The organism is Corallococcus sp. CA053C (genome assembly GCF_003611675.1).
Lineage (GTDB): Bacteria > Myxococcota > Myxococcia > Myxococcales > Myxococcaceae > Corallococcus.
In genome coordinates this window covers 1-23,204 of record NZ_RAWA01000077.1, presented here as the reverse complement: position 1 = coordinate 23,204, position 23,204 = coordinate 1, and the positions used below count along the sequence as shown (strand labels likewise).

Annotated in this window: 14 protein-coding genes; 9 read left to right on the top strand and 5 right to left on the bottom strand. The window is 71.2% G+C overall.

All coding sequences use genetic code 11. From position 1 onward, the window contains the following. Positions 1 to 40 precede the first annotated feature (40 nt). Together D7V97_RS13405 and D7V97_RS13400 are read left to right on the top strand one after the other, a co-directional pair. The gene (locus D7V97_RS13405) at positions 41 to 1,951 is read left to right on the top strand and encodes a Hint domain-containing protein (RefSeq protein WP_158623355.1); all 1,911 of its coding nucleotides are present in this window, start codon (positions 41 to 43) and stop codon (positions 1,949 to 1,951) included. Positions 1,952 to 2,047: 96 nt separating this feature from the next. Next, on the top strand, positions 2,048 to 3,109 hold the full coding sequence (locus D7V97_RS13400; protein WP_120611016.1) for a C39 family peptidase: 1,062 nt from the start codon (positions 2,048 to 2,050) through the stop codon (positions 3,107 to 3,109). Between the two features lie 8 nt (positions 3,110 to 3,117). Here D7V97_RS13400 and D7V97_RS13395 read toward each other — a convergent pair whose 3' ends face one another. Further along, a complete protein-coding gene (locus D7V97_RS13395; RefSeq protein WP_120611015.1) occupies positions 3,118 to 4,782 on the bottom strand; it encodes an alpha-amylase family protein in 1,665 nt (554 codons plus the stop codon). 53 nt (positions 4,783 to 4,835) lie between these two features. Between D7V97_RS13395 and D7V97_RS45325 the strand changes: the two genes are divergently transcribed. Both D7V97_RS45325 and D7V97_RS13385 read left to right on the top strand, forming a co-directional pair. Then, complete coding sequence (locus tag D7V97_RS45325) at positions 4,836 to 5,120, top strand: hypothetical protein (RefSeq protein ID WP_199728794.1); 285 nt, start codon at positions 4,836 to 4,838, stop codon at positions 5,118 to 5,120. Positions 5,121 to 5,144: 24 nt separating this feature from the next. Further along, complete coding sequence (locus D7V97_RS13385; protein ID WP_120611020.1) at positions 5,145 to 6,248, top strand: winged helix DNA-binding domain-containing protein; 1,104 nt, start codon at positions 5,145 to 5,147, stop codon at positions 6,246 to 6,248. A gap of 9 nt (positions 6,249 to 6,257) precedes the next feature. Here the strand turns inward: D7V97_RS13385 and D7V97_RS13380 are convergent, their stop codons facing one another. The 4 genes from D7V97_RS13380 to D7V97_RS13365 form a co-directional block, all read right to left on the bottom strand. Then, positions 6,258 to 9,203 carry a DEAD/DEAH box helicase gene (locus tag D7V97_RS13380; RefSeq protein WP_120611014.1) on the bottom strand — a complete coding sequence of 982 codons (2,946 nt, stop codon included), beginning with the start codon at positions 9,201 to 9,203 and terminating at the stop codon, positions 6,258 to 6,260. 71 nt (positions 9,204 to 9,274) lie between these two features. Continuing rightward, positions 9,275 to 11,284, bottom strand: coding sequence for a TonB-dependent siderophore receptor (locus tag D7V97_RS13375; RefSeq protein ID WP_233582748.1), 2,010 nt, complete (start codon positions 11,282 to 11,284; stop codon positions 9,275 to 9,277). 138 nt (positions 11,285 to 11,422) lie between these two features. Beyond that, the gene (locus D7V97_RS13370; RefSeq protein ID WP_120611012.1) at positions 11,423 to 12,520 is read right to left on the bottom strand and encodes a PEGA domain-containing protein; all 1,098 of its coding nucleotides are present in this window, start codon (positions 12,518 to 12,520) and stop codon (positions 11,423 to 11,425) included. Between the two features lie 43 nt (positions 12,521 to 12,563). Beyond that, positions 12,564 to 13,793: a serine/threonine-protein kinase gene (locus tag D7V97_RS13365; protein WP_120611011.1), complete on the bottom strand. Its 1,230-nt coding sequence runs from the start codon at positions 13,791 to 13,793 to the stop codon at positions 12,564 to 12,566. A gap of 174 nt (positions 13,794 to 13,967) precedes the next feature. On the opposite strand from D7V97_RS13365, the gene D7V97_RS13360 reads away from it, so the two are divergent. From D7V97_RS13360 to D7V97_RS13340, 5 genes are all read left to right on the top strand, one after another. Further along, positions 13,968 to 15,308: an MFS transporter gene (locus tag D7V97_RS13360; protein WP_120611010.1), complete on the top strand. Its 1,341-nt coding sequence runs from the start codon at positions 13,968 to 13,970 to the stop codon at positions 15,306 to 15,308. 222 nt (positions 15,309 to 15,530) lie between these two features. Beyond that, entirely contained in the window at positions 15,531 to 17,000 is a 1,470-nt protein-coding gene (locus tag D7V97_RS13355) for an ATPase domain-containing protein (protein ID WP_120611009.1), read from the top strand. Continuing rightward, complete coding sequence (locus tag D7V97_RS13350) at positions 16,997 to 18,073, top strand: hybrid sensor histidine kinase/response regulator (protein ID WP_120611008.1); 1,077 nt, start codon at positions 16,997 to 16,999, stop codon at positions 18,071 to 18,073. Before D7V97_RS13355 ends, D7V97_RS13350 begins: the two co-directional genes overlap by 4 nt. 95 nt (positions 18,074 to 18,168) lie before the next feature. Beyond that, complete coding sequence (locus D7V97_RS13345) at positions 18,169 to 19,404, top strand: MFS transporter (protein WP_120611007.1); 1,236 nt, start codon at positions 18,169 to 18,171, stop codon at positions 19,402 to 19,404. A 12-nt stretch (positions 19,405 to 19,416) separates the two neighbouring features. Next, positions 19,417 to 23,204 (top strand): non-ribosomal peptide synthetase (locus D7V97_RS13340; protein ID WP_120611006.1); only part of this gene is annotated, 3,788 nt, incomplete at its 3' end.

Below are 23,204 nucleotides of genomic sequence, written 5' to 3'. Positions count from 1 at the left end.
ACTCATGGTGAGCGGAGAAACTGGTTCAGGAGTCCCCCCGATGCTCCCTGTCTCACTCCCCCGCTGGACGGCCCGCACCCTATCGGCGCTGGTGCTCACGACCCCCCTGCTGTCTGGCTGCATGTCCGAACCGACGCGCGAGCCTCCCCCGCCCGCCGTGCAGCAGGAGCGGGCCACCGACTCCTTGAAGATGGCGAAGCTGTACGGCCAGTGGCGCCAGGACCACACCGGCACGCAGATGCCGCTCGACCTGGGGGACACGGACCAGTACGCCTTCCTGATGAAGCGGCTGGAGGCGGCGGGCAACACCCCGGCCAACTCCCCGCGGCTGTTCTCCAGCCTGTCGCAGCGGCGCGAGCGCGTGCTCGCCGAGCGCGCGGCGGGCACCGTGACGGCCCAGACGACCCCGGCCGAGTGGTGCGGCCACCTGCTGCCGCTGGAGGAGGTCGCGCACGGCACCAGCAAGACCACCTTCGAGGGCTCGGGCTTCATCACCTGCGCGGGCGGGTCGGACTACTCGTACGTGGACTTCAACGCCTACTCCACGACGCCGGAGCGGCAGGAGTTCCAGCTGCTGGCCACCACCGCCACGGAGGCCTACCTGGCGAAGACGCTGGAGACGGATCCGCTGGACGTGGTGCTGGACGCCGGGCCGGACCGGGTCCTGTTCTACGACTCGGTCGCCATGGCGTATGACGAGGCCAGCGGCCGGATGGAGACGTACTACTCCACCGCGGACACCACGGTGCTGCTGCTGCCCCCGGGCCTCCAGTTCGACCACCCGCGCGAGCTCATCGGCGGAAGCCTCGCGGGCAATGCCATCCGCACCTGCCTGGAGCGCGGCTCGGCGACGGGCGCGCTGGACTGCGACTACGCCCTGGCGAACAAGAACCCCGCCACGGGCACCATCACCGCCTTCGCGGGTGGCTACACGGGCGTGGCGGCGGTGGACTCCGCGGCCTCCCTCTCGGCGGCCCGGTGGAAGCCCGACACGGCGGCCTACTGGCCCACGCCGGGCGCGTTCAGCAGCGCGAAGCTGTACATCCCCGCGCGCGGCACCTACACGACGGGCCTGCCGTCGACCTGCACCGTGACGTCGGTGACGAGCGAGGTGAACGTCGTCCTCTTGAGCGCGGGCGGACGCTGCAAGGTGCTCAACATCCCGGCGGTCCCGGGCCAGACGGTCCTCACGGGCAGCCTGCCCCTGGGCGCGCTCACCAACGCGTCGAGCATCCCGTTCAACGGCCTGATGGACCTGGGCACGGACTGCCTGGCCAACGAGCAGGACGTGGCGATGCAGACCTTCACCGTCGTGAACGCCACCTGCCCCAAGAGCGGCGGGGGCTTCAGCCCCGTCAAGCGCCTGGGCTTCAACCGGCTCGCGGTGCTGGACTTCAAGAACAGCTGCCTCGCGGCGGGCACGCGCGTGCTGCGCGCGGATGGCCGCTCCGTCGCGGTGGAGTCCGTGAAGGTCGGTGACCGGGTGCTCACGCACGTGGGCGGCCGCGCGCTCACGGTGACCACCGTGACGAAGGGCACCGAGTCCCAGCCGCTGGTGCGCCTGAAGGCGGGCAAGGGCCAGGACGTGCTCGTCACCCAGAAGCACCCCATGGTGAGCGCGAACCGCGGCGTCGTCGCGGCGGAGTCGCTCGCGGTGGGTGACGTGCTCGTCACGAAGAGCGGCGCGGCGACGCTGGCCTCGGTGGAGCGCGTGCCCTACACGGGGCAGGTCTACAACCTGACCCTGGGCACCGACACGGAGCTGCTGAACGTGGGCGCCGAGGAGCACACGCTCATCGCCAACGGCTTCGTGGTGGGTGACGCGCGGATGCAGACGGACCTGGAGCGGCAGAAGCACCCGGCCGTCCCGCCGAACGTGCTCGCCGCGCTGCCCGCCGCGTGGCACGCGGACTACCAGAACGAGCAGGCCCGCAAGGCCACCCACCGCTAAGCGTCGTTGAAGCAGGGTGGACGGAAACGCCGCTCGCGTCTCCGTCCGCCCCTTCTCTTCAAGTACGCTTCCAGCGCATCCAGAGGGGGAAGCCACATGAAGATCCAAAGCAATCTCGTCACGCCGAAGGTCTCGCAGTCCCAGCCGACGCAGCCACAGCCGCCGCTGAGCGCGCTGTCCCGGCCGCCGGCTCCACCGCCCGCGCCGTTCGCCCGCGACACCTTCGAGCAGCGGCCTTCCACGAACGGCCTGAAGCCCCACCTGGAAGGAGCCCCGCGCGGGGATTCGACGGTCGTGTCCCGCTACGGAGGGCCGAGAGCAGCGGCGAGCGGGGGCCGGTCCGTCGAAAACGAGGTCCTCCAGACGTTCCTCGCGGAGCACCCGGAGATCAAGACGGCGCAGGACCTCATTGACTACGCCTCCTCCAAGAAGCTGAATTTCCAGACGCTGTGCAATCAGCTCGGGATGAGTGATGACGAGCTGGCCGCGAGCCGAACGGTCAACCTGAGCGAGTATGTGTATTCAGGCCCGGTGCTGGCGCCCAACCTGCCGAGCACGGTGGACGCCGCGAATGCGTCCTTCATCTCGCAGGTCGGCACTCCGGACTTCAATCCCGATGGCACCGCGTACAACTACAACTGTGGCCCCACCAGCCTGGCCATGGCCTTGCGCGCGCAGGGGAAGATGCCCGAGGTGCTCAGCCCCGCGGAGCAGATCGACTACGCCCGAGCCCTGATGTACCCCGAGAACCCGAACATCCAGCACATCGAGAGGGGCGGACAGCAGTACGCGGTGCTCGACGAGGACAACCAGCCGACCCACGTCGACGATGTCACCCATGCCGCCGCGGGCATGGGAGCGGGAGGCGAGCAGGGGGGCGGGTGGAGCGCGCTCGATGACGCGCTCGCCGCGGGCAAGACCGTGGTGTGCCCGGGCAACGTGAGCACCAGTTGGAGGGACAGCTTCCCCGACAAGAGCCTCTACAGCCTCCAGGGCAACGGCCACTTCATCTCCGTGCTCGGGCGCACCGAGGACGGCAAGTACCTGGTGGCGGACCCGCTCTACTCGGGGGGAGTGGTGGCGATGGACCGCGCGACACTCGAGCGCTTCTTCCAGTCCAACGGCACCCACGACCCCGTGTTCGCCGCCATCAGCTGACGGCCACCTCAGGGATGCGGCTCCACCTTGTGCTTGCGCGCGGGGTTCTGCTGCCCCACGCGGAACCACCGGTAGCCGTAGCCCTCCAGCGTCAGCATGTGGCGCTGGCCGTCCACCGGCTCCGAGTGGTCCTCCGTCAGCACGTTGTACAGCGGGCACGGCGCGTCGCCGCCCGGGTCCAGCTTCACGGTGCAGGGCCGCGCTGACAGGTTGTGCAACACCACCATCGCGTTGCCCTTCCAGTCGTACCGGAGGGCCATCACGCCCTTGTTGCCCGTGCGCAGGATGCGCCACGCGCCCCAGCCCAGCTCCGGGCACTCCTTGCGCGCGCGGATGATGCGTTCGGTCCAGTTGAGCTGCGAGTTCGGGTCGCGGCGCTGCTGCGCCACGTTCACCTGGGTGAAGCCAAACGGCCCCTCCTCCACCAGCGGCTTCACCGGCGTCCGCGCCAGCGTGAAGCCGCCGTGGGGCTCCGGGCTCCACTGCATGGGCGTGCGCACCGCCTGCCGCTCCTTCAGCGCCAGGTTCTCCCCCATGCCCAGCTCGTCGCCGTACCAGAGCACCGGCGTCCCGGGCAGCGTGAACATCAGGCTGTACGCCACCTCGATGCGGCGGCGGTCCCCGTCCAGCATCGACGCGAGCCGGCGCCGCAGCCCCCGGTCATAGAGCTGCATGCCCTTGTCCGGCCCCATCGTCTGGAACACCTCCGCCCGGTCCTGGTCGGACAGGCGGCCCAGGTCCAGCTCGTCGTGGTTGCGCAGGAAGTTCGCCCACTGCGCGGTGTGCGGCAGGTCCGGCGCCTCCTTCAGCGCCTGGACCAGCGGCGTCGAATCCCCCCGCGTCAGCGCCAGGTAGAAGTTCTGGTTGGCGAGGAAGTTGAAGACAAGCTGCATGCGGTCGTTCTTGCCGAAGAACTCCATCACCTCGTCCATGGTGACGTTGGCCTCCGCGAGCAGGATGGCGTCGCCCTTGCGCCACGAGAGGAACTCCCGCATCTCCTCCAGCAGGCCGTAGGGGTCCTTCACGCCGGGGTTCTTCACGCCCTTGAGTTCGACGAGGAAGGGCACCGCGTCCACCCGGAAGCCGGACACGCCCAATTCCAGCCAGTAGCCCATGACCTTGAGGATCTGCTCGCGCACCGCGGGGTTCGCGACGTTGAGGTCGGGCTGGAAGTCGAAGAAGCGGTGGAAGTACCAGAGGCGTGCCTCCTTGTCGTACGTCCACGTGGAGGGCTGCACGCCCGGGAAGACCATGCCCTTGTTCGCGTCCCTGGGCTTCTTCTTCGCCCAGACGTAGTAGTCGTGAAAGGGGCCGTCCGGATCCTTGCGCGCCGCCTGGAACCACGGGTGTTGATCCGACGTGTGGTTCACCACCAGGTCGATGATGACGCGGATGCCGTGCAGCTTCGCCTCGTGGGTGAAGGCCACGAAGTCGCCCAGGTCCCCCAGTCGCGGATCCACGCCGTAGTAGTCGCGGATGTCGTAGCCGTTGTCGCGGTTGGGCGTGGGCTGGAAGGGCAAGAGCCACACGCAGGTGACGCCGAGGCCCGCCAGGTAGTCCAGCTTGCGCCGGAGCCCCACGAAGTCCCCCACGCCGTCGCCGTTGCCGTCCATGAACGTCTCGACGTCGAGGCAGTAGACGACCGCGTTCTTGTACCAGAGGTCTTCGATCATCCCGTCCCTTTAAGCACCCGCTCCCTCCGGGCAGCCCCCCGAACAGGAGGCCCGTGCGGAACCCCACACCCGGGGGCAGCGCGCGTTTCATCAGCGAACACTCGCCGCGCGACGGGGCTCGACGCGCCCCCGGCCGAGATGAGGACCGGGCCCGCAAGCAGCCGCATGACCTGGACGGCCCGCTGCGCGTCTCCAGCAGCCTCCAGCAGCACGTCGACTGGCTGGGCGAGGACCTGCGCCTGGGCTTCGAGCGGCTGTACCTGCACAACGTCAACCGCGAACAGGACGCGTTCATCGACGCGTTCGGCGCGAAGGTGATTCCGGCCCTCACGCGCTGAAGCGCCCTGGGTATGCTCGGGCGCATGCCCACCGAAGTGCTGTCCTCCCAGGCCCTCAACCGCGCCACGCTCGCGCGTCAATTGCTGCTCACGCGCGAGAAGCTGACGGTGACTCGCGCCGTGGAGCACCTGGTGGGGCTCCAGGCCCAGCTCGCGCGGCCGCCGTACCTGGCCCTCTGGTCGCGCCTCCAGGGCTTCCAGCGCGAGCAGCTCACGAAGCTCGCGCTCAAGAAGGACTTGGTGCGCGGCACGATGATGCGCGGCACGATCCACCTGATGTCCGCGAAGGACTACCTGCGCTACCGCGACCTGTACCGGCCCATGCTCACCGCCGCGATGCACGGCGTGCTGCGCGAGCGCGCCACGACGCTGGACGTGCCCGCGCTGCTCGCCACCGCGAAGCCCTTCCTCGACGAAGCGCCCCGCACCTTCGAGGAGGTGCGCGCGTACCTGCTCCAGCATCACGTGGGCGGCGACGAGCGGGCCATGGGCTTCGCCACGCGCATGCTGCTGCCCCTCATCCAGGTGCCCGAGCAGGGCCTGGACTGGGGCTGGCCGGGCAACGCGGGCTTCACGCTGGCGGAGTCCTGGCTGGGCAGACCGCTGGACACCGACGACGACGCCTCGCCGCTGGTGCTGCGCTACCTGGCCGCCTTCGGTCCCGCCACGGTGGCGGACATGCAGACGTGGTCCGGCATCAAGCCCCTGAAGGCCGCCTTCGAGAAGGTGCGCGAGCAGCTGGTGGAGTTCCGGGACGAGAAGAAGCGCGTCCTCTTCGACGTGCCCAAGGCCCCGCGTCCCCCCGAGGACACGCCCGCCCCGGTGCGCTTCCTGCCGGACTACGACAACCTCATCCTCTCCCACGCCGACCGCACCCGCGTCGTCACCGACGAACAGCGCAAGGCCATGTACACCGGCAACCTGCGCGTGCAGGCCGTGTTCCTGGTGGACGGCCGCGTCGCGGGCCTGTGGTCCACCGAGCGCAAGAAGGCCAGCGCCACCCTGGTGTGCAAGCCCTTCGGGCCGCTCAAGAAGCCCGCGCGCGACGCCCTCACCCAGGAGGGCGAGGCCGTGCTGCGCTTCACCGAACCGGACGCCACCACCCTCGCGGTGAAGTTCGAGAAGTGACGCCCCACCTCACGCGAAGAGCTGGAGCAGGTCCTCGCGAGTAATCGCGGCGGCGCCAGAGGCCTCGCTGAGCGCGGCCTCGAACAGGGCGCGCTTCTTCTCCTGGAGGCCCAGGATCTTCTCCTCCACCGTGCCCTGGGACACCAGCCGGTAGACCATCACCGGCCGCTCCTGCCCGATGCGGTGCGCGCGGTCCGCCGCCTGCGCCTCCACGGCCGGGTTCCACCACGGATCCATCAGGAACACGTGGTCCGCCGCCGTGAGGTTCAGGCCCGTGCCGCCCGCCTTCAGCGACATGAGCAGCACCGGCGCGCCGTCCGGCCCCTGGAAGCGCGACGTCACGTCGCCGCGGTTCGTCGTGGTGCCGTCCAGCCGCTCGAAGCCGATTCCCGCGCCCTTGAGCCCCGGCTCGATGAGATCCAACAGCGACGTCCACTGCGAGAACACCAGCGCCTTGTGGCCCTCCGCCACCGCCGTCTCCAGCGCCTCCACCAGCGTCTGCACCTTGGACGACGTCTTCGCGTGCTGACCGGGCACCAGCGCCGAGTGGCAGGCCGCCTGCCGCAGCCGCAGCAGCGCCTCCAGCGCCTTGAGCACGCTGCCGCCCTCGTTGAGCAGCGCCACCACTTCCGCGCGCGTGGCCGCCATCACCGCGTCGTAGACGGAGCGCTCGCGCTCATCCAACTGCACGTGCATCACGGAGTCCGTGCGCGGCGGCAATTCCGGAGCCACGTCCCGCTTCAGGCGCCGCAGGATGAACGGCCGGATGCGCCGACGCAGCCCCTCCGCCGCGCCCGGCTTGCCGTCCGCGATGGGCTGCGCCGTCTTCTCCTCGAACTGGCGGCGCCCGCCCAGGAGGCCCGGGTTGGTGAAGTGCATCAGGCTCCACAGCTCGTCCAGCCGGTTCTCCAGCGGCGTGCCGCTGAGCGCGAGCCGCAGGTTCGCCTTGAGGCCGAACGCCGCGCGCGACACCTGGCTCTCCGGGTTCTTGATGGCCTGCGCCTCGTCCAGCACCACCGCCTCCCACGTGGGCGCGCCCAGCGTCGGCGCGTCCAGGCGCAGGAGCGCATACGTGGTGAGCGTCACGTCCGCCGTGGGGTCCAGCTTGCGGCCGGGGCCGTGGTAGACGCAGACCTTCAGCGACGGCCGGAAGCGCTGCATTTCCGCCACCCAGTTGGGCAGCACGCTCGTGGGGCACACCACCAGCGAGCGCGGCCCCAGGATGCAGATGGTCTGGAGCGTCTTTCCCAGACCCATGTCGTCCGCGAGGATGCCGCCCAGCCCCGCGCCCTTGAGGAACGACAGCCAGCTCACGCCCTGCTGCTGGTAGACGCGCAGCGTGGCGTTGAGCTCCGCGGGCAGCACCGGGGGCGGCAGCTTGTCGAAGCCCTCCACCATGGGGGCCAGCCTGTCCAGGCCCGGCGGCGGCGGCTGATCCAACGACTCGCACAGCGCGGTCAGCTCCGGCAGCGCGTGGTTCGCCACGCGGCCATCCGACTGACGCGCGGCCAGCAGGTCCGCGACCCGCTGCCCGTTCTTGTCCAGCCACGCGCGCGGCAACGGCGCCCAGCCGCCGCCGTCCAGCGGCACCAGCCCCAGCCCTTCGGTCCACGCGCGCACCACCGCCGCCGCGTCCACCGTGCGGGCGCCTCCCTTGCCGCCCTCCACGTCGAACTCCAGCGTGAAGCGCACCTCCGGCACGCCCGTCCCGGACGCGCCACCCTCCACGCGCAGCGAGGGCCGCAGGCGCATGTCCGGGCTGACGATGCCCGCCGCGTCGCCGCCCAGGTCGCCGCGGAACTTCCGCAGCTTGTCCGCGAAGCGCATCATCTCCGGCCCGTCCACCGTGAGCCGGCGGCCGGGCACCAGGTTCAGCTCCTCGCGCAGCTGGTGGATGAGCCGCTGCTCCGCGGCCTCGTCGCGCAGCGGCACCGCGCCGCGCAGGTACACCATGCGCCCGTTGTCGATGCGCACCGTCGGCGGCGCGCCGTACACCAGCGTGGGCAGCACCGACAGCCCCTGCGTGAGCTGGTTCAGCTCCAGCAGCACGCGCGGCTTCAGGTCGCGATCCAACGGCGGCAGCCTGCGGCTCCGCACGTCCACCGGCATGCGCCGCGCGAGCTCCGGCAGCACCTTGGCGGACAGCTCGCCCAGCTGCTCCGGCGAATAGGTGCGCACCAGCGGCAGGTGCTGGAGCCACGCGCCCGTCATCGACGTCTCGCCCAGGCGCACCAGGGACTCCGCCGTCAGCGCGACGCCGGGGCTCACCACCTCCGTGATGCGCGGATCCGCCGTGATGGTGAGGACCCATTGCTGTCCCCGGTCCTCCACCTTCGCGCGCGGGTTCAGCACCTCGCTGGACACCGCCACCGGACGCCCATCCAAGAGCACGTTGCGCGCGGGCTCCAGCGCCCGCAGCAGCGCGTCCAGCTTCTCCGCCAGGAGCGGCCCCCGGGTGCGCCGCTCCAGCAGGCGCTCCATCACCAGGTCCACCTGCTCCACCTGCAACGTGACGCCGCCCTGGGGCTTCGCGATGCGGCCGGTGAGGTCCTCCAGCGGCTCCTCCGTGCCGTCCGCGTGCGCGAGGACGCGGTGCAGTTGCAGCCCGCCCTCCACGCGCGTGAAGCGGTACACCACGCGCGACCACCGCTCCGCCACCGCCTCCAGCGGCGCGTCCTGCTTCTCCGCCTTGTCCAGGGAGATGGCTCCCGCGACCACGTGCTCGCACGGGTCCACGGGGCTGGGGCAGTCGCACTCCCACGCCTCGTCCCCTGGGTAGAGGACGACGGTGAAGGCCACCGCCCGGCCCGTCACCTTCACGCGCAGCTCGATTTCAGAGGCCGTGCGCGACTGGAGCGCCACGGCTCCATCGCGCGCGAGGCTGACGCCCCGGGACCAGAGTCCCGGCTTGGCTTCTTTCCGGACGGCTTCGAGGAGCTGGGTGTTCTCGGACATGGCAGGGCCGACTTCCCTACGCCCCGCCCTGCCCGCGCGCAACGTCGGATGCGCCCCGATTGATCGCTGCCCTACTCGTCGTCGTAGGCCGGCTCGAACAGGTAGGTGAGCCGCACCAGGAACTCCCGGGTGAACACCGGCAGGGGGGCGTGGCCGCCGCTGTAGGGCTGGGCCACCCGGAAGTCGCTGCCCATCAGGTTGTAGACCCCCGCGCCAATCGACAGCCCCTTCGTGCCCACGTCCTCCGCGCGCACGAACAGGTTGAGCAGCAGCCGGGGCGACAGCGTCTGGACCTCCGACACGCCGTCGTCGTCCGGCGCGCCGACGGCGAAGCGCTGGCCCACCAGCACGGCGGTGGGGCTGACGGACAACCACGGCAGCACCTTCGCGGTGCCCGTCAGCGTCGCCTTGTGGGTGGGCAGGCCGGTGAAGGCCCCGGGCTCTCCTGGCACCCGGTAGTCCTCCACGTCGTTGCGCCCCGCGGGCCGGTAGAACGAATAGCCCACCTGCGCGCGGCCCCACGTCCCGCGGAGGCGGTAGTCCAGTTCGATGCCCTGGCTGCCCAGGCGCCCCAGGTTGCGGTACGCCTCCGAACCGGAGTCCGCGTCGTACGAGTAGATGATGGGGTCCGTCACGCCCACGTCGAACGCGTTGGCGCTCACCGTCTGGCCCTCGCCCAGGCGCACGGTGCCTTCCAGTTCGAACACCGTGGTGCGCTCCGGCCGGACGTCGTCGCCCAGGGAGATGTTCTCGATGCCGGGCGCGCGGAAGGCGCGGCTGTAGAGGGCCTTGCCGCTCACCGGCCCGAAGGACTTGAGCAGCACCAGCCGGGGCACGAAGGAGCTGCCGAAGAAGCTGTGGTCCTCGAAGCGCGCGCCCGCCACCACCGTGGCGATGGGGTTGTCCGAGTACGCCTCCACGAAGCCCGCGACGTTGCGGTAGGAGACGGAGTCCTGGTCGCCGTTGAACGGCTCCTGCAGGCCGATGCCCGCCGGCCCGCGAAGCTCGCCCTGGTCGAACGCCAGGTCCACGCCGCCGGTGAGCTGGAGGAAGTCGAACGCCGCCCAGCGCGCCAGGGCCCGGCCGCGCAGCCGGCGGTAGCGCTTGTCGTAGAAGAAGTCCGAGTCCGGGTCGGAGTCCCGGTACGACTCGCCCAGCGTGAGGTTCAGCCGGGGGATGATCTCAATGCGGTCCGTGGGCCGGAAGCGGTCGCTCAGCTCGGCATGGAAGGACTCGAAGTCGGTGTCCGCCGGCGCGGGCAGCACCTCGTCCACCGACACCACGGAGGTGGTGTCCTGGCGCTGATACAGCAGGCTCAACTGCAGGTCCCGGTAGCCCACGCCCGCCTGCATCACCGTGGGGTCCAGGCGGGAGGCGCCGTTCATGCTCGCGGAGCCGCCAAAGAAGTCGTCGAAGATGACGTCGCTGCGCTGGCCCTGCCCCAGCGACGCGGACGCGAAGGCGCTCAGGCCCGGAACGCTCTCGAACACCTTGCGCCCGGACAGCGTGAGGCTGCGCCGGCCGTTGCCGTGTGAAAGCTGCCCCCAGGTGCCCACCGCCAGCACGTCCGTGCTGCCCTGGATGCCGCGCGTGATGACGTTGATGACGGCCAACTCCGCGTTGCCTCCATAGATGACCGAACCAGGGCCGCGCACCACCTCGATGCGCTCGATGAGCTCCACCGGGAACTCGTGCCCCAGCTGCATCGTGGAGTAGAGCTGCTCGTTCATCTCCTTGCCGTCGATGATGAGCAGCACCTTGCCTTCCTGGCCCCACAGGCCCCGGAAGCCCGGCCCCACCGTGCCCGACACGTCCACGCCGAAGAAGAAGCCCGGCACCAGCAGCAGCACGTCCATCAGGTCGCGCGCGCCGGACGCGCGGATCTCCTCCGCCGTCACCGCGGTGACGACCGCCGGGGAGTCGTGCAGCTTCGTGATGGCGAACGACGCCACCTGGCTGTGCACCTCCGGCTCGTCCTCCAGCAACACGGGCTCGACCGGCGGGGCCTCTGTCGAGGCCTCCTGGGCGAACCCCGTCCCCGCGCCCAGCAGCGCCAGCGACATGCACACACGACGGCCCAACCACCAGCGCCTGGTGAAACCCATACGCGACAAACCTCTCGACGGCGGAAACACGAGCCGGCGAGTGTACCGGCCCCCGGGCCATCCGAAAGTTCTGGGTATCCCCGCGCCGCGTTGAATCCCGACGTCGAGAGTGTTTCAGCGCACGCGCACGCGGGTGCTGCGGCCCGGCTCCACTTCCACCGTCATGCGCCGCTTCACCTCGCCGTTGACGCGGACCTCCACGCGCGCCGGTCCCGCCGGCAGGGCCTGCGCGGAGAGGGGCGGAAAGCCATACGGCCGGTTGTTGATCCACACCTCGCCGTAGAGCCCGGGCGACGTCACCTCCAGGTCCCCCCGCTGCGCCACCTGGGCCACGGCCGCCTTCGCCACGGACGGCTCCGGCGGTGGCGTGTCCTGCGACACGGACGGGGGCGAAGGCCGCGCCGCCGGGGACGCGCCCGCCGCGGGCAGCACGCGGGGCTCCGAGCCCGGGGCCGGCGCGGTCACGATGGGCGCGGACCGGATGGGAGCGGCGGGCGTCAGCTCCCCGGTGAGGTCGCGGTTGAGCGAGCGCACCGCGTCCTCCGCCACCTCCACCGTCTCCTCGAAGAGGCGGCGCTCCCCCTGCGCGAGCACCACGCGGTGCGACCCCGCGGACACCGGCACGCGCGCGGGCGTCAGGTCCACCGCCTTGCCATCCACCATCACCACCAGCCCGGGCGGCGTGGACGTCACCAGCAGCAGGCCCCCGTGCGCCGCGTCCTCCGGGGCGTCCGCGTTCGCCTGCTGCTCCCGGGCCTGGGCGCGCGCGGCGGCGAGCTTCGCGGCGCGGGTGCGGGGCGCGGCGCGCGACGTGGCGGGCTCCTTCGGCGTGGACGCCACCGCGGCGCGCGACTGCTCGCGCGAGCGCAGGTCGGTGGCGATGCGCAACAGCTCCACCAGGTCGCCGCTGTTCTGCCGGCGCAGGTTGAGCGCCTCGGTGAACTCCGTCACCGCCTTGGGGTAGTCGCGGTCCTCCAGCGCGGCGAGCCCCGACGCGCGCAGGGCCCTCGCGAGCCCCTCGTTCGCGTCACTGGACGGCGCGGGCGCGGAAGGCCCGGGCGCATCCGGCTCGGACGCGGGGCGCTCGGTGACGGACGGGTCAGGCGGCAGCCACTGCGCGGCACGCCGGGCGCGCACCATCAGGTACGCGCCGGTGTTCACGGCCACGGTGCCCAGCAGGATGACGGCGATCCAGGTCTTCTGATTCTTCACGTTCGTTGTCCCGCTTCCCACACCACGGTGCGTCCCGGACCCTTCACGCCGCCAACAGCCAGAACAGCGCGCTGCCCACCAGGGCGACACCCGCCGCCGCCGCGAGCCCCCAGGGGAACGCCTCGGCCCTGGCCGCTGCTTCCGCGGGCGCGACGCTCGCGGACCCCGCACCCCGGGGCAGCAGCCCGGTGACGACCCGCGCGCTGGACTCCAGGGGGTCGAGCGCCTCGGGCGACAGGGGGCCGGAGAGGCCCGAGGGCGTCTGCGCCGAGCCTGGCAGGGCCACCGCCGTCGTCCCCTGGCCCTTCGCGTCCGGCGGGAAGAGCGTGGCCATCAGCGTCGCCAGCTCCCGGCCCCCGGACGTCCAGTGCTGCGAGGAGCGGAACAGCTCCAGGTCGTCGCGCAGCTCGCGCGCCGTCTGGTAGCGCGCGTCCGGATCCTTCGCGAGCAGCTTCAGGAGGATGCGCTCCAACTCCGGCGCGAAGCCCGGCACCACCTGCGACGGCGGCGGAACGTCTGCCTGCGACGTGGCCAGGATGGTGGCCTCCATCGTGTCGCGCTTGAACAGCCGCCGCCCCAGCGACGACTCGTAGAGGACGATGCCCAGCGAATACAGGTCCGAGCGGTGATCCAACGGCCGGTTGGTGATCTGCTCCGGGGACATGTACGCGTACTTGCCCTTCACCACCCCGGCCACCGTGCGCTCCAGGTTCACGGAGCTCTTCACGATGCCGAAGTCCGCCAGCTTCACGATGCCTTCGCGCGACACCAGCACGTTGGCCGGCGTGATGTCCCGGTGCACCAGCTTCAGCGGCGTGCCGTCCGACAGCGTCTTCGCGTGCGCGTACGACAGCGCGTCCGCCATCGCGATGCCCACGTCCACCGTCACCCGCAGCCCCAGCGGCATCCCCGCCTTCGCCGCGAACCGCATGATGCGGTCCAACGACTGGCCCTGGATCCACTCCATCGCCAGGTAGTACTGCCCTTCAATCTTCCCGAAGTCGAACACCTGCACGATGTTCGGGTGCGTCAGCAGCGCCGCCACCTTCGCCTCGTCCGCGAACATGCGGCTGAAGGGCTCCAGGTTCGCGTACTCCGGAAGGATGCGCTTGATGACGCACGCCTTCGAAAAGCCGTCCGGGCCGTCGAGCGTCGCCAGGAAGATGTGCGCCATCCCGCCCGCCGCGAGCTGCTGGACGATGCGGTACTTCCCGAAGCGGACTTCGGGTCCAGGCGCGACCGGCGGCGGCGTCACCTTATCAACCCTGTCCAAATCGTACTCCCAGGACGGAACTTGAAAGCCCGGGAAGATACTGGCGCCCCGGTTTCCACACAAGCTTCCGGCTCCCTGTCAACACCGCCTACCGGGACCTCCCATCCACGACGTGACAGAGGGGCTCCCGTGCCGGTGGCCGGGCAACCCGGCGTATCCTCCCGGGCCCCACGCATGGCGACCTCCCCTTCCGACGCCCTCTCCGCTTCCGCTGCTCCCCGCCCCCTGTCCGCGCGGGACGTCCGCACGTTGGGGCTCGCGGCGTTGGGGGGCGCGCTCGAGTTCTACGACTTCATCATCTTCGTGTTCTTCACGGAGGCCATCGGCCGGCTGTTCTTCCCGCCCGAGACGGCGGACTGGCTCCGGCAGTTCCAGACGTTCGGGCTGTTCGCCGCGGGGTACCTGGCGCGGCCCCTGGGCGGCATCGTGATGGCGCACTTCGGGGACCGCACGGGGCGCAAGCGGATGTTCACGCTGAGCGTCTTCCTGATGTCGGTGCCCACGCTGCTGATGGGCCTGCTGCCCACGTACGCCACCGCCGGGTACGCGGCGCCGCTGGCGCTGCTGGCCCTGAGGCTGTTGCAGGGCGCGGCGGTGGGCGGCGAGGTGCCGGGCGCGTGGGTGTTCGTCTCCGAGCACGTGCCCGAGCGCCGGGTGGGGCTTGCGTGCGGGACGCTCACCTCCGGCCTCACGCTGGGCATCCTCCTGGGCTCGCTGGTGGCCACCGCCGTCAACACCGTCTTCACGCCACAAGAGGTGCTGGCGTATGGCTGGCGCGTGCCCTTCGTCGTGGGCGGCGTGTTCGGCTTCCTCGCCGTGTTCCTGCGCCGCTGGCTCCAGGAGACCCCCATCTTCGAGGAGCTGCGCCAGCGCCACGCGCTCGTGCGGGAGCTGCCGCTCAAGGCCGCGCTGAAGGGGCACGCGCCCGCCGTGGCGGTGTCCATGCTGCTCACCTGGGTGCTCACCGCCGGCATCGTGGTGGTCATCCTGATGACGCCCACGCTGATGCAGAAGCTGCACGCCATCCCCGCCGCCCAGGCGCTGGGGGCCAACAGCGTCGCCACGCTCACGCTCACCGTGGGCTGCGTCTTCTTCGGCGTGCTCGCGGACCGGCTGGGGCCGGCGCGGGCCCTGGCGCTGGGCACGCTCGCGCTGCTCGTCACCGTGCAGCTCTTCTACCGGGGTGTCGCCAGCGCCCCCCAGCACCTGCTGCCCCTGTACGCACTGGTGGGCTTCTGCGTCGGCGTCGTCGGGGTGGTGCCCGCGGTGATGGTGCACGCGTTTCCACCCGCGGTGCGCTTCTCCGGCATCTCCTTCTCCTACAACGTGGCCTACGCGCTGTTCGGCGGCCTCACGCCGCTCGTCGTCACGCTCGCGCTGAAGGAGAGTCCACTGGCACCCGCGCACTACGTCACGGCCGTGTGCGGCGTGGGGCTCGCGGTGGCGCTGTACCTCGCCCGGACCTCCGCACCAGGCTCCGGCGACGCCGGAAATTCCCGCACGTCGTCGCGCTGACAACGGCCGCCTGGCTGGCCGTCCCTCCAAGGTGTTCACCGGACGGCTGTGGCCCGTCCCCTCCCTCTCGCGGGACTGGCCCACCCCGGAAGCGTCGGCTATGCCCCAATCGCGGTGTCGCACCTCGGGCGTGTGTCCTCCGCGCTGCATACCTTCCGCCCTGGCGCGCGCTTTCGAGCGGCAGAGCTACGCGCGTTGCTCCCCGCCGCCGACGGACCCGGAATGCAAAGCAGCAAATCGTCGCTCTTCCCGAGCGGCATCCCCAGCTTCGACGCGCTCCTGGGCGGCGGCATCCCCCAGCGCCAGGCCCTCATCGTCACCGGGACGCCCGGGTGCGGGAAGACGGTGCTGTGCAGCCAGGTGGCCTTCGAGGCCGCGGCGCGTGGCATCCCCGTGGTGATGGCCACGGTGACGTCGGAGCCCCACGACAAGCTGATGGGGGCCCTTTCCGGCTTCGACTTCTTCCAGCCGGAGCTGCTGGGGGAGAAGCTCTTCGTCATCAGCGCCTACTCCGCGCTCAAGCGGGGGCCCAAGGAGGCGCGCGACCTGCTGCTCCAGACGGTGCGCGAGCGCGGCGCGGGTCTGCTCTTCATCGACGGGCTGCGCTCCATCCGGGACCTCTGGATGGACGAGGCGCGGCTGCGCGAGTTCCTCTACGAGCTGGGCATCGGCCTTTCGGCCAGCAACTGCGTTGGCCTGTTCACCACGGAGTACCCGCTGGAGCGGCTGATGGCGCTGCCGGAGGCCACCACGGTGGACGGCATCGTGTCGCTGTCCGTCATGCCGCACGGCTCACGCCGGGTGCGCCGGGTGGAGGTGGTGAAGCTGCGCGGCCAGAACCACCTGGTGGGCGAGCACGTCATGCTCATCAACAAGACGGGCGTGGAGTTCGTGCCGCGCCTGGAGGCCACGCCGCTGGACTTCCACGACGAGCCGCCCACGCTGGAGCGCAAGGGCTTCGGCCTGCCGGAGCTGGACGCGCTGATGCACGGGGGACTGCCGGAGCTGAGCACCACGATGCTCGCGGGGAGCATGGGCATTGGCAAGACGCTGCTCGCCACGCACTTCGCGGCCGACGGCGCGCGCAAGGGGGAGAAGGCCCTCTTCATCTCCTTCTTCGACTCGCCCGCCATGCTCATGGCGCGCGCGAAGCGCGTGGGGCTGGACGTGGCGGCCCTGCGGGGCGACGGACTGCTGACGCTCCAGCACGTGCCCCCGATGGAGGTGGAGGCGGACGTGCTCGTGCAGGACATCCTGCGCAAGGTGGAGACGCTCGGGGTGAAGCGGCTGGTGCTCGACGGGCTCTCCGACCTGGAGCTGTCCATCCTGGACCCCATCCGGCGCAGGACGTTCCTCGCGTCGCTGGCGATGCGGCTGCGGATGATGGGCGTCACCTCCGTCTTCACCCGCGAGGTGCCGAAGATCGTCGGCACGGAGCTGGACTTCAGCGACGCGCCAGTGGCCATCCTGGGAGAGAACCTGCTGCTCTTGCGCTACGTGGAGCTGCACGGCCAGATGCACCGCATCCTGTCCGTGTTGAAGATGCGCGACAGCAAGTACGTCACCGACCTGCGCGAGTTCCAGATCAATGACACCGGCGTGAAGGTGCTCGCGCCGCTGCGCTCCGCGGCGGGCCTGCTGACCGGGCAGGCGCGTCCCATTGGCACCACTGTCGGAGGAAGCCACGAATGAGCCTCGTCCTCATCGCGGAGGATGAAGAGGCGCTCCTGGAGGTCTTCTCGGAGGTGGTGGAAGACCTGGGCCACCGCGTGGTGCGCGCGCACAACGGCGAGGAGGCCCTGCTGCTGGCGCGAACGGAGCCGCCGGATCTGGTGGTCAGCGACCACATGATGCCCCGGCGCACCGGCATGCAGCTCTTGCACGCGATGCGCTCGGAGCCCGTGCTGTCGGAGGTGCCCTTCCTGCTCTTGAGCGCGGCCCGGCCGCCCGGGCGCGAGGCGGCCCAGACGTTCCTGCCCAAGCCCGTGGACCTCACCACCTTCGAGCAGGCCGTCAGCACCGCGCTCCAGAGCCGCACGGCGCCCCGCTACGAGACCCCGCAGGCCGCGCGCGAGTCGGCCACCGCGGTGAGCCTGGCCCGCGAGGAGATGCTCAACTGGGTGGCGCACGAGTTGAAGACGCCGCTGAGCTCCGCGCGGCTCAACACCCAGCTGCTCCTGCGCAAGGTGCACAAGCGCGGCGCCGAGGATGAGACGCGCTCCGCGGAGGCCATCCTGCGCCAGTTGGACCGCATGAACGGCCTGGTCACCTCCATCCTGGACGCCTCGCGGCTGGCGGACGGGAAGCTGGAATTGAAGCAGGAGCCCACCGACCTGGGCCCCTTCCTCCAGGACCTCATCCAGGACTGGCGGGAGATGCAGCCGGAGCTGGACTTCCGGCTGGACCTGGGCGAGCCCCTGGAGCCGCTGCTGCTGGACGCCGAGCGCGTGCGGCAGGTGCTCAACAACCTGCTGTCCAACGCGGTGAAGTACCGCGGCGAGTCCCGGCGCGTGGAGGTCGGCGTGACGCTCAGCCCCGGCCTCGTCCTCATCCACGTGCGCGACCACGGCGTGGGCATCCCCGCCAACGCCCTGCCCCACATCTTCGAGCGCTTCCAGCGCGCGGACGCGGACCGGGGACGCGGACACGGCCTGGGCCTCTTCATCGCTTCGGCGCTCGCCCGCCTGCACGGCGGCTCGCTGTCCGCACGCTCCAACCTGGGGGAAGGTTCCACCTTCATCCTCCGGTTGCCGCGACGGAGCTGAAACAGCACTGCACGATTCCACCGGAATTCCTTCCAGCTCCTCCAGGATGGAAGTCCGTGGACACCCGGCGCTCTCGGTGAATTAGAAAGCAAGGTGTGTCCACGCCCCGCCTGCCCCGTGTGTCGTCGCTCCGCGCGCTGAAGCACCGCGACTTCGCCTTCCTCTGGGGCGGCGCGGCGCTGTCGAACATCGGCACGTGGATGGAGGTGCTGGCGCTGGGCGTGTACGTGACGAAGGTGACGGGCCGGGCGGAGTGGACCGGCGGCGTGGCGGCGCTGACGTTCCTGCCGGCCATCGTGCTGTCACCGCTGGGAGGCGCGCTGGGAGACCGGTTCGACCGGCGCCGCGCGATTGGCGTGGGGGCGCTGGTGCAGATGGCGCTCGCGGGGACGCTGGCGGCGCTGGCCTTCAGCGGGCAGCTCACGGTGCGCTGGGTGGCCGTCCTGTCGTTCCTCAACGGCTGCGCGGTGACGCTCTTCACGCCCGCGTTCTCCGCGATGATCGCGGTGTCGGTGCCGAAGGAGGACCTGCACAGCGCGCTCAGCCTGAACTCAGCGCAGAACAACCTGGGGCGCATCTGCGGGCCCGCGCTGGGGGCGCTGGTGATTGCCCACGCGGACGTCGCGTGGGCGCTGCTCTTGAACGCGCTGTCGTTCGGCGCGGTGCTGCTGTCGCTCACGCAGGTGAGGGCCACGGCGGCGGGGAAGTCAGCGGACTTCGGCGGCCTGTGGGCGGGCATCGTGCAGGGCCTCAAGGTGGCGCGGGCGGATGAAGGGCTGATGCTCGCGCTGGGCGGCACGCTGGCCATCGCCGTCTGCATCGCGCCCTTCACGGCGCTGGCGCCGGTGCTGGCCATCCAGGTGTTCCAGCTGGACGCGGGCGCGACGTCGGTGCTCGTCACGGCGCAGGGGGTGGGGTCGCTCCTGGCGGCGCTGTCGGCGGGCACGCTGGCGGACCGGCTGGGGCGCGGGCGGCTCTTGGAGGTGACGGTGCTGCTCATCGGCCCCATGGCGGCGGCGTACTGGCTGTCGCCGTCGCTGCCGTACGCGGCGGTGGCGGTGCTGGGCCTGGGCGCGCTGTACATGCTGTCGCTCACGGGGTTGGCCACGCTGTGTCAGGCGCGCGTGGGGAGCGAATTGCAGGCGCGCATCGCGAGCCTCAGCGCGATGCTGCTCTTCGTCGGCTTCACGCTGGGCGTCTGGTTGCAGGGCGCGCTCGGGGACCGGCTGGGCATCCGCCTGGTGACGGCGGGCGCGGCCCTGGGGTTCTTCGTCTTCGCGGTCCTGCTGCGCGCCTTCCGGTCGCGTGGCTTCGCCGCCTTCGAAGTCTAACGGAGCCACACGATGACGACCTCCTCTCCGGTTGCTCCCGGGCGCAAGCGCATCCCGCTGCCCCTCGTGTCCAGGACCGAAGCGCTGCCCCTGTCCTTCATGCAGCAGCGCCTGTGGTTCCTGGCGCAGTGGGAGGGGCTCACCGCGACGTACAACGTCCACTTCTTCGTGCGGCTCACGGGGGCGCTGGACGTGGCGGCGCTGGAGCACGCCCTCCACGCCGTGGTGGCGCGGCATGAAGCGCTGCGCACCACGTTCGAGTCCGTGGAGGGACAGCCGGTGCAGCGCATCTGCGCGCCGGAGCCTTCCGCGTTCCCGCTGCGCGTGGAGGACCTGTCCGCGCGCGGGTTGGACACGGAGGCCCGCGAGCAGGCCCTGCGCGAGCGCGCGGAGGCCGAGGCCCGGACGCCGTTCGACCTGGCGCGCGGCCCGCTCGTGCGGACCACGCTGGTGCGGCTTGCACCGGACGAGCACGCGCTGCTCTTCGTCACGCACCACATCGTCTGCGACGCGGTGTCGCTGGGGTGGATGGCGGCGGAGCTGAGCGCGCTCTACACGGCCTTCACGAAGAACGAGCCGCCCCGCGTGCCGGAGCTTCCGGCGCAGTACGCGGACTTCGCGCACTGGCAGCGCAACGCGATGCAGGGCGAGCTGCTGGAGGCCGAGCGCGCGTGGTGGACGGAGCGGCTCGCCGGAGCGCCGCCCGCGTTGGAGCTGCCCACGGACCGGCCCCGTCCGCCGCGGCAGACGTTCCGGGGCGCGGTGTACCGCCTACCGATGGCGCCCGCGCTGGCCCAGGGCATTCGGGAGCTGAGCCGCAAGGCCGCCGTCACGCCGTACATGGCGCTGCTCGCGGCGTTCCAGGTGCTGCTGTTCCGCTACAGCGGGCAGGAGGACCTGGTGGTGGGCACGCCCGTGGCGGGGCGCGGACGCCGGGAGGTGGAGCGGCTGATCGGCTTCTTCGCCAACACGCTGGCGCTGCGGCTGGACACGTCCGGCGACCCGACCTTCCTCGCGCTGCTGGGCCGGGTGCGCGAGGTGTGCCTGGGCGCGTACGCGCATCCGGACATGCCGTTTGAACAGCTGGTGGAAGCGCTCGTGCCCGCGAGGGATCCCAGCCGCTCGCCGCTGTTCCAGGCGATGTTCGTGCACGTGAACGCGCCGTGGGGCGCGCTGAAGTGGCCCGGGCTCACCGTGTCGGAGGTGGACTTCGAGCCGGGCGTGGCGCGCTTCGACGTCACCCTCTTCCTCTACGACGACCCCAGCGGCATGGAGGCGCGCTGGGAGTACAACGCCGACCTCTTCGACGAGGCGACGGTGGCGCGCATGGCCGCGCACTACGCGCGCCTGCTGGAGGGCGCGGTCGCCCGGCCGGAGTGCCCGGTGTCCGAGCTTCCGCTGCTGACGGCCCCGGAGCGCGAGCGCGCGGTGGTGGCGTGGAATGACACCGGCGCGGACGTGCCCGTCCTCCATGGCGTGCAGGCCCTCTTCGAGGCCAGCGTGCGTCGGAGCCCGGACGCCGTCGCCGTGCGCTTCGGGGACGCGCACCTCACGTACGCGGAGCTGGACCGGCGGGCCAACCGCGTCGCCCATGCGCTGCGAAAGCGCGGCGTGATGCCGGACACCGCGGTGGGGCTGTGCGTGGACCGCTCGCTGGAGCTGGCGGTGGGGGTGCTGGGGATCCTCAAGTCGGGCGCGGCCTACTGCCCGTTGGATCCGGCCTATCCGCCGGAGCGGCTGGCGCTGATGCTCCACGCGTCGCGCGCGAAGGTGCTCGTCACGCAGCGGCACCTGACGGCGGGCCTGCCTGAAGGCGCTGCGGAGCCGCTGTTCCTGGAGGACGATCCGGGCACGCCGGACACGACGCCGGAGCCGGTGGGCGGGCCGGACACGCTGGCCTACGTCATCTTCACCTCCGGCTCCACGGGCGTGCCCAAGGGCGTGGCGATGCCGCACCGCCCGCTGTTCAACCTCATCCAGTGGCAGGTGCGCCGCTCCACCGTGCCCACGGGGCGCACGCTCCAGTTCTCCGCGCTGAGCTTCGACGTGTGCTTCCAGGAGATGCTGCCCACCTTCGCCGCGGGCGGAGAGCTGGTGCTTGTCACGGAGGACCTGCGCCGGGACGCCCGCGCGCTGCTCACGCGGATGAGGGAGCAGCGCGTGGAGCGCATCTTCCTGCCCTTCGTGGCGCTCCAGCACCTGGCGGAGGTGGCGGACGCGGAAGGGCTGCACCCCGAAGCGCTCCGGGAGATCAACACCGCGGGCGAACAGCTGCGGATGACGCCCGCGCTGCGCCGACTGCTGCACGCGCTGGACGGCTGCGTGCTGGACAACCACTACGGCCCCACGGAGACGCACGCGGCCACGGCCCATGTGCTGAAGGGCAACCCGGACGCGTGGCCGGACCTGCCGCCCATCGGGCGCACCATCACCAACGCGCGGGTGTACCTGCTGGACGCGCGGCTGGAGCCGGTGCCGGTGGGGGTGGCCGGCGAGCTGTACATCGGCGGCGCGGGACTGGCGCGCGGCTACCTGCACCGCCCGGACCTGACGGCGGAGCGCTTCATGCCGGATCCGCTGAGCCCGCATCCGGGCGCGCGGATGTACCGCACCGGCGACTTCGCGCGGTACCTGCCCACGGGGGAGATGGAGTTCCTGGGCCGGCGCGACGCGCAGGTGAAGATCCGCGGCTACCGCATCGAATTGCCGGAGGTGGAGGCGGCGGTGGCGAAGCTGCCGGGCGTCAAGGACGTCGCGGTGGTGGCGCGCGAGGACGAGGCCCGGGGCAAGCACCTGGTGGCCTACGTGGTGACGCAGCCGGAGGCCGACGTGGAAGCAGGCGCCCTCAAGGCGACGCTTCGCGAACGGCTGCCGGACTACATGGTGCCCGCGGCCTTCGTGTTGCTGAACGCCTTTCCCCTCACGCCCAGCGGCAAGCTGGACCGGCGCGCGCTGCCCGTCCCGGGAGACGACGAGGACGCGGCCCGGGACTTCGTGGCCCCGCGCACGCCGCTGGAGACGGAGGTGGCGGGCGTCTTCGCCGCGCTCCTGAAGTTGCCGCGCGCGGGTGCGCACGACCACTTCTTCGAGCGGGGCGGCCACTCGCTGCTGGCGACGCAGGTGACGTCGCGGCTGCGCGAGCGGCTCCGGGTGGAGCTGCCCGTGCGCGCGCTGTTCGAGCACCCCACCGTGGAGGAGCTGGCGGCCCACCTCGCCACGCTACAGCCCGCGGACGGGGCGACGCGGGAGTTGCCGCTCGTGCCCGGTCCGCGCGACGAAGCGCTGCCGCTGTCCTTCGCGCAGGCGCGGCTGTGGTTCCTCACCCGGATGGACCCGGGCGGCTTCTCGTACAACCTGCCCTGGTTCACGCGCTGGACGGGACCGCTGGACGCCGATGCGCTGGAGCGGAGCCTCCAGGTGCTCGTGCAGCGGCACGAAGCGCTGCGCACCACGTTCGGTGAGCACCAGGGGCAGCCAGTGCAGCGCATCCCGCCGGTCCTGGAAGTACCGCTCCGGCGGGAGCGCGTGGCGTCGAAGGCCGAGCTCACGCGGCGCGCGGAGGCGGAGGTGCGCGCGCCCTTCGACCTGGGCGAAGGGCCGCTCCTGCGAGCGACGCTGATCCGCGTGGACGATGGCGAGCACGCGCTGCTCATCACGCTGCACCACATCATCTGTGACGGTTGGTCGCTGAGCGTGATGGAGCGCGAGTTGACGGCGCTCTACCTCGCGGCCACGGGAGGCGCGCCGGTGACGCTGCCGCCGCTGACGCTCCAGCCGGCGGACTTCGCGCGCTGGCAACG

Excerpts from the sequence above, each read along its gene's own strand:
- D7V97_RS13405 (WP_158623355.1), top strand. The coding sequence starts at position 41 with ATGCTCCCTGTCTCACTCCCCCGCTGGACGGCCCGCACCCTATCGGCG.
- D7V97_RS13355 (WP_120611009.1), top strand. The coding sequence starts at position 15,531 with ATGCAAAGCAGCAAATCGTCGCTCTTCCCGAGCGGCATCCCCAGCTTC.
- D7V97_RS13350 (WP_120611008.1), top strand. The coding sequence starts at position 16,997 with ATGAGCCTCGTCCTCATCGCGGAGGATGAAGAGGCGCTCCTGGAGGTC.
- D7V97_RS13380 (WP_120611014.1), bottom strand. The coding sequence starts at position 9,203 with ATGTCCGAGAACACCCAGCTCCTCGAAGCCGTCCGGAAAGAAGCCAAG.
- D7V97_RS13395 (WP_120611015.1), bottom strand. The coding sequence starts at position 4,782 with ATGATCGAAGACCTCTGGTACAAGAACGCGGTCGTCTACTGCCTCGAC.
- D7V97_RS13360 (WP_120611010.1), top strand. The coding sequence starts at position 13,968 with ATGGCGACCTCCCCTTCCGACGCCCTCTCCGCTTCCGCTGCTCCCCGC.
- D7V97_RS13385 (WP_120611020.1), top strand. The coding sequence starts at position 5,145 with ATGCCCACCGAAGTGCTGTCCTCCCAGGCCCTCAACCGCGCCACGCTC.
- D7V97_RS13400 (WP_120611016.1), top strand. The coding sequence starts at position 2,048 with ATGAAGATCCAAAGCAATCTCGTCACGCCGAAGGTCTCGCAGTCCCAG.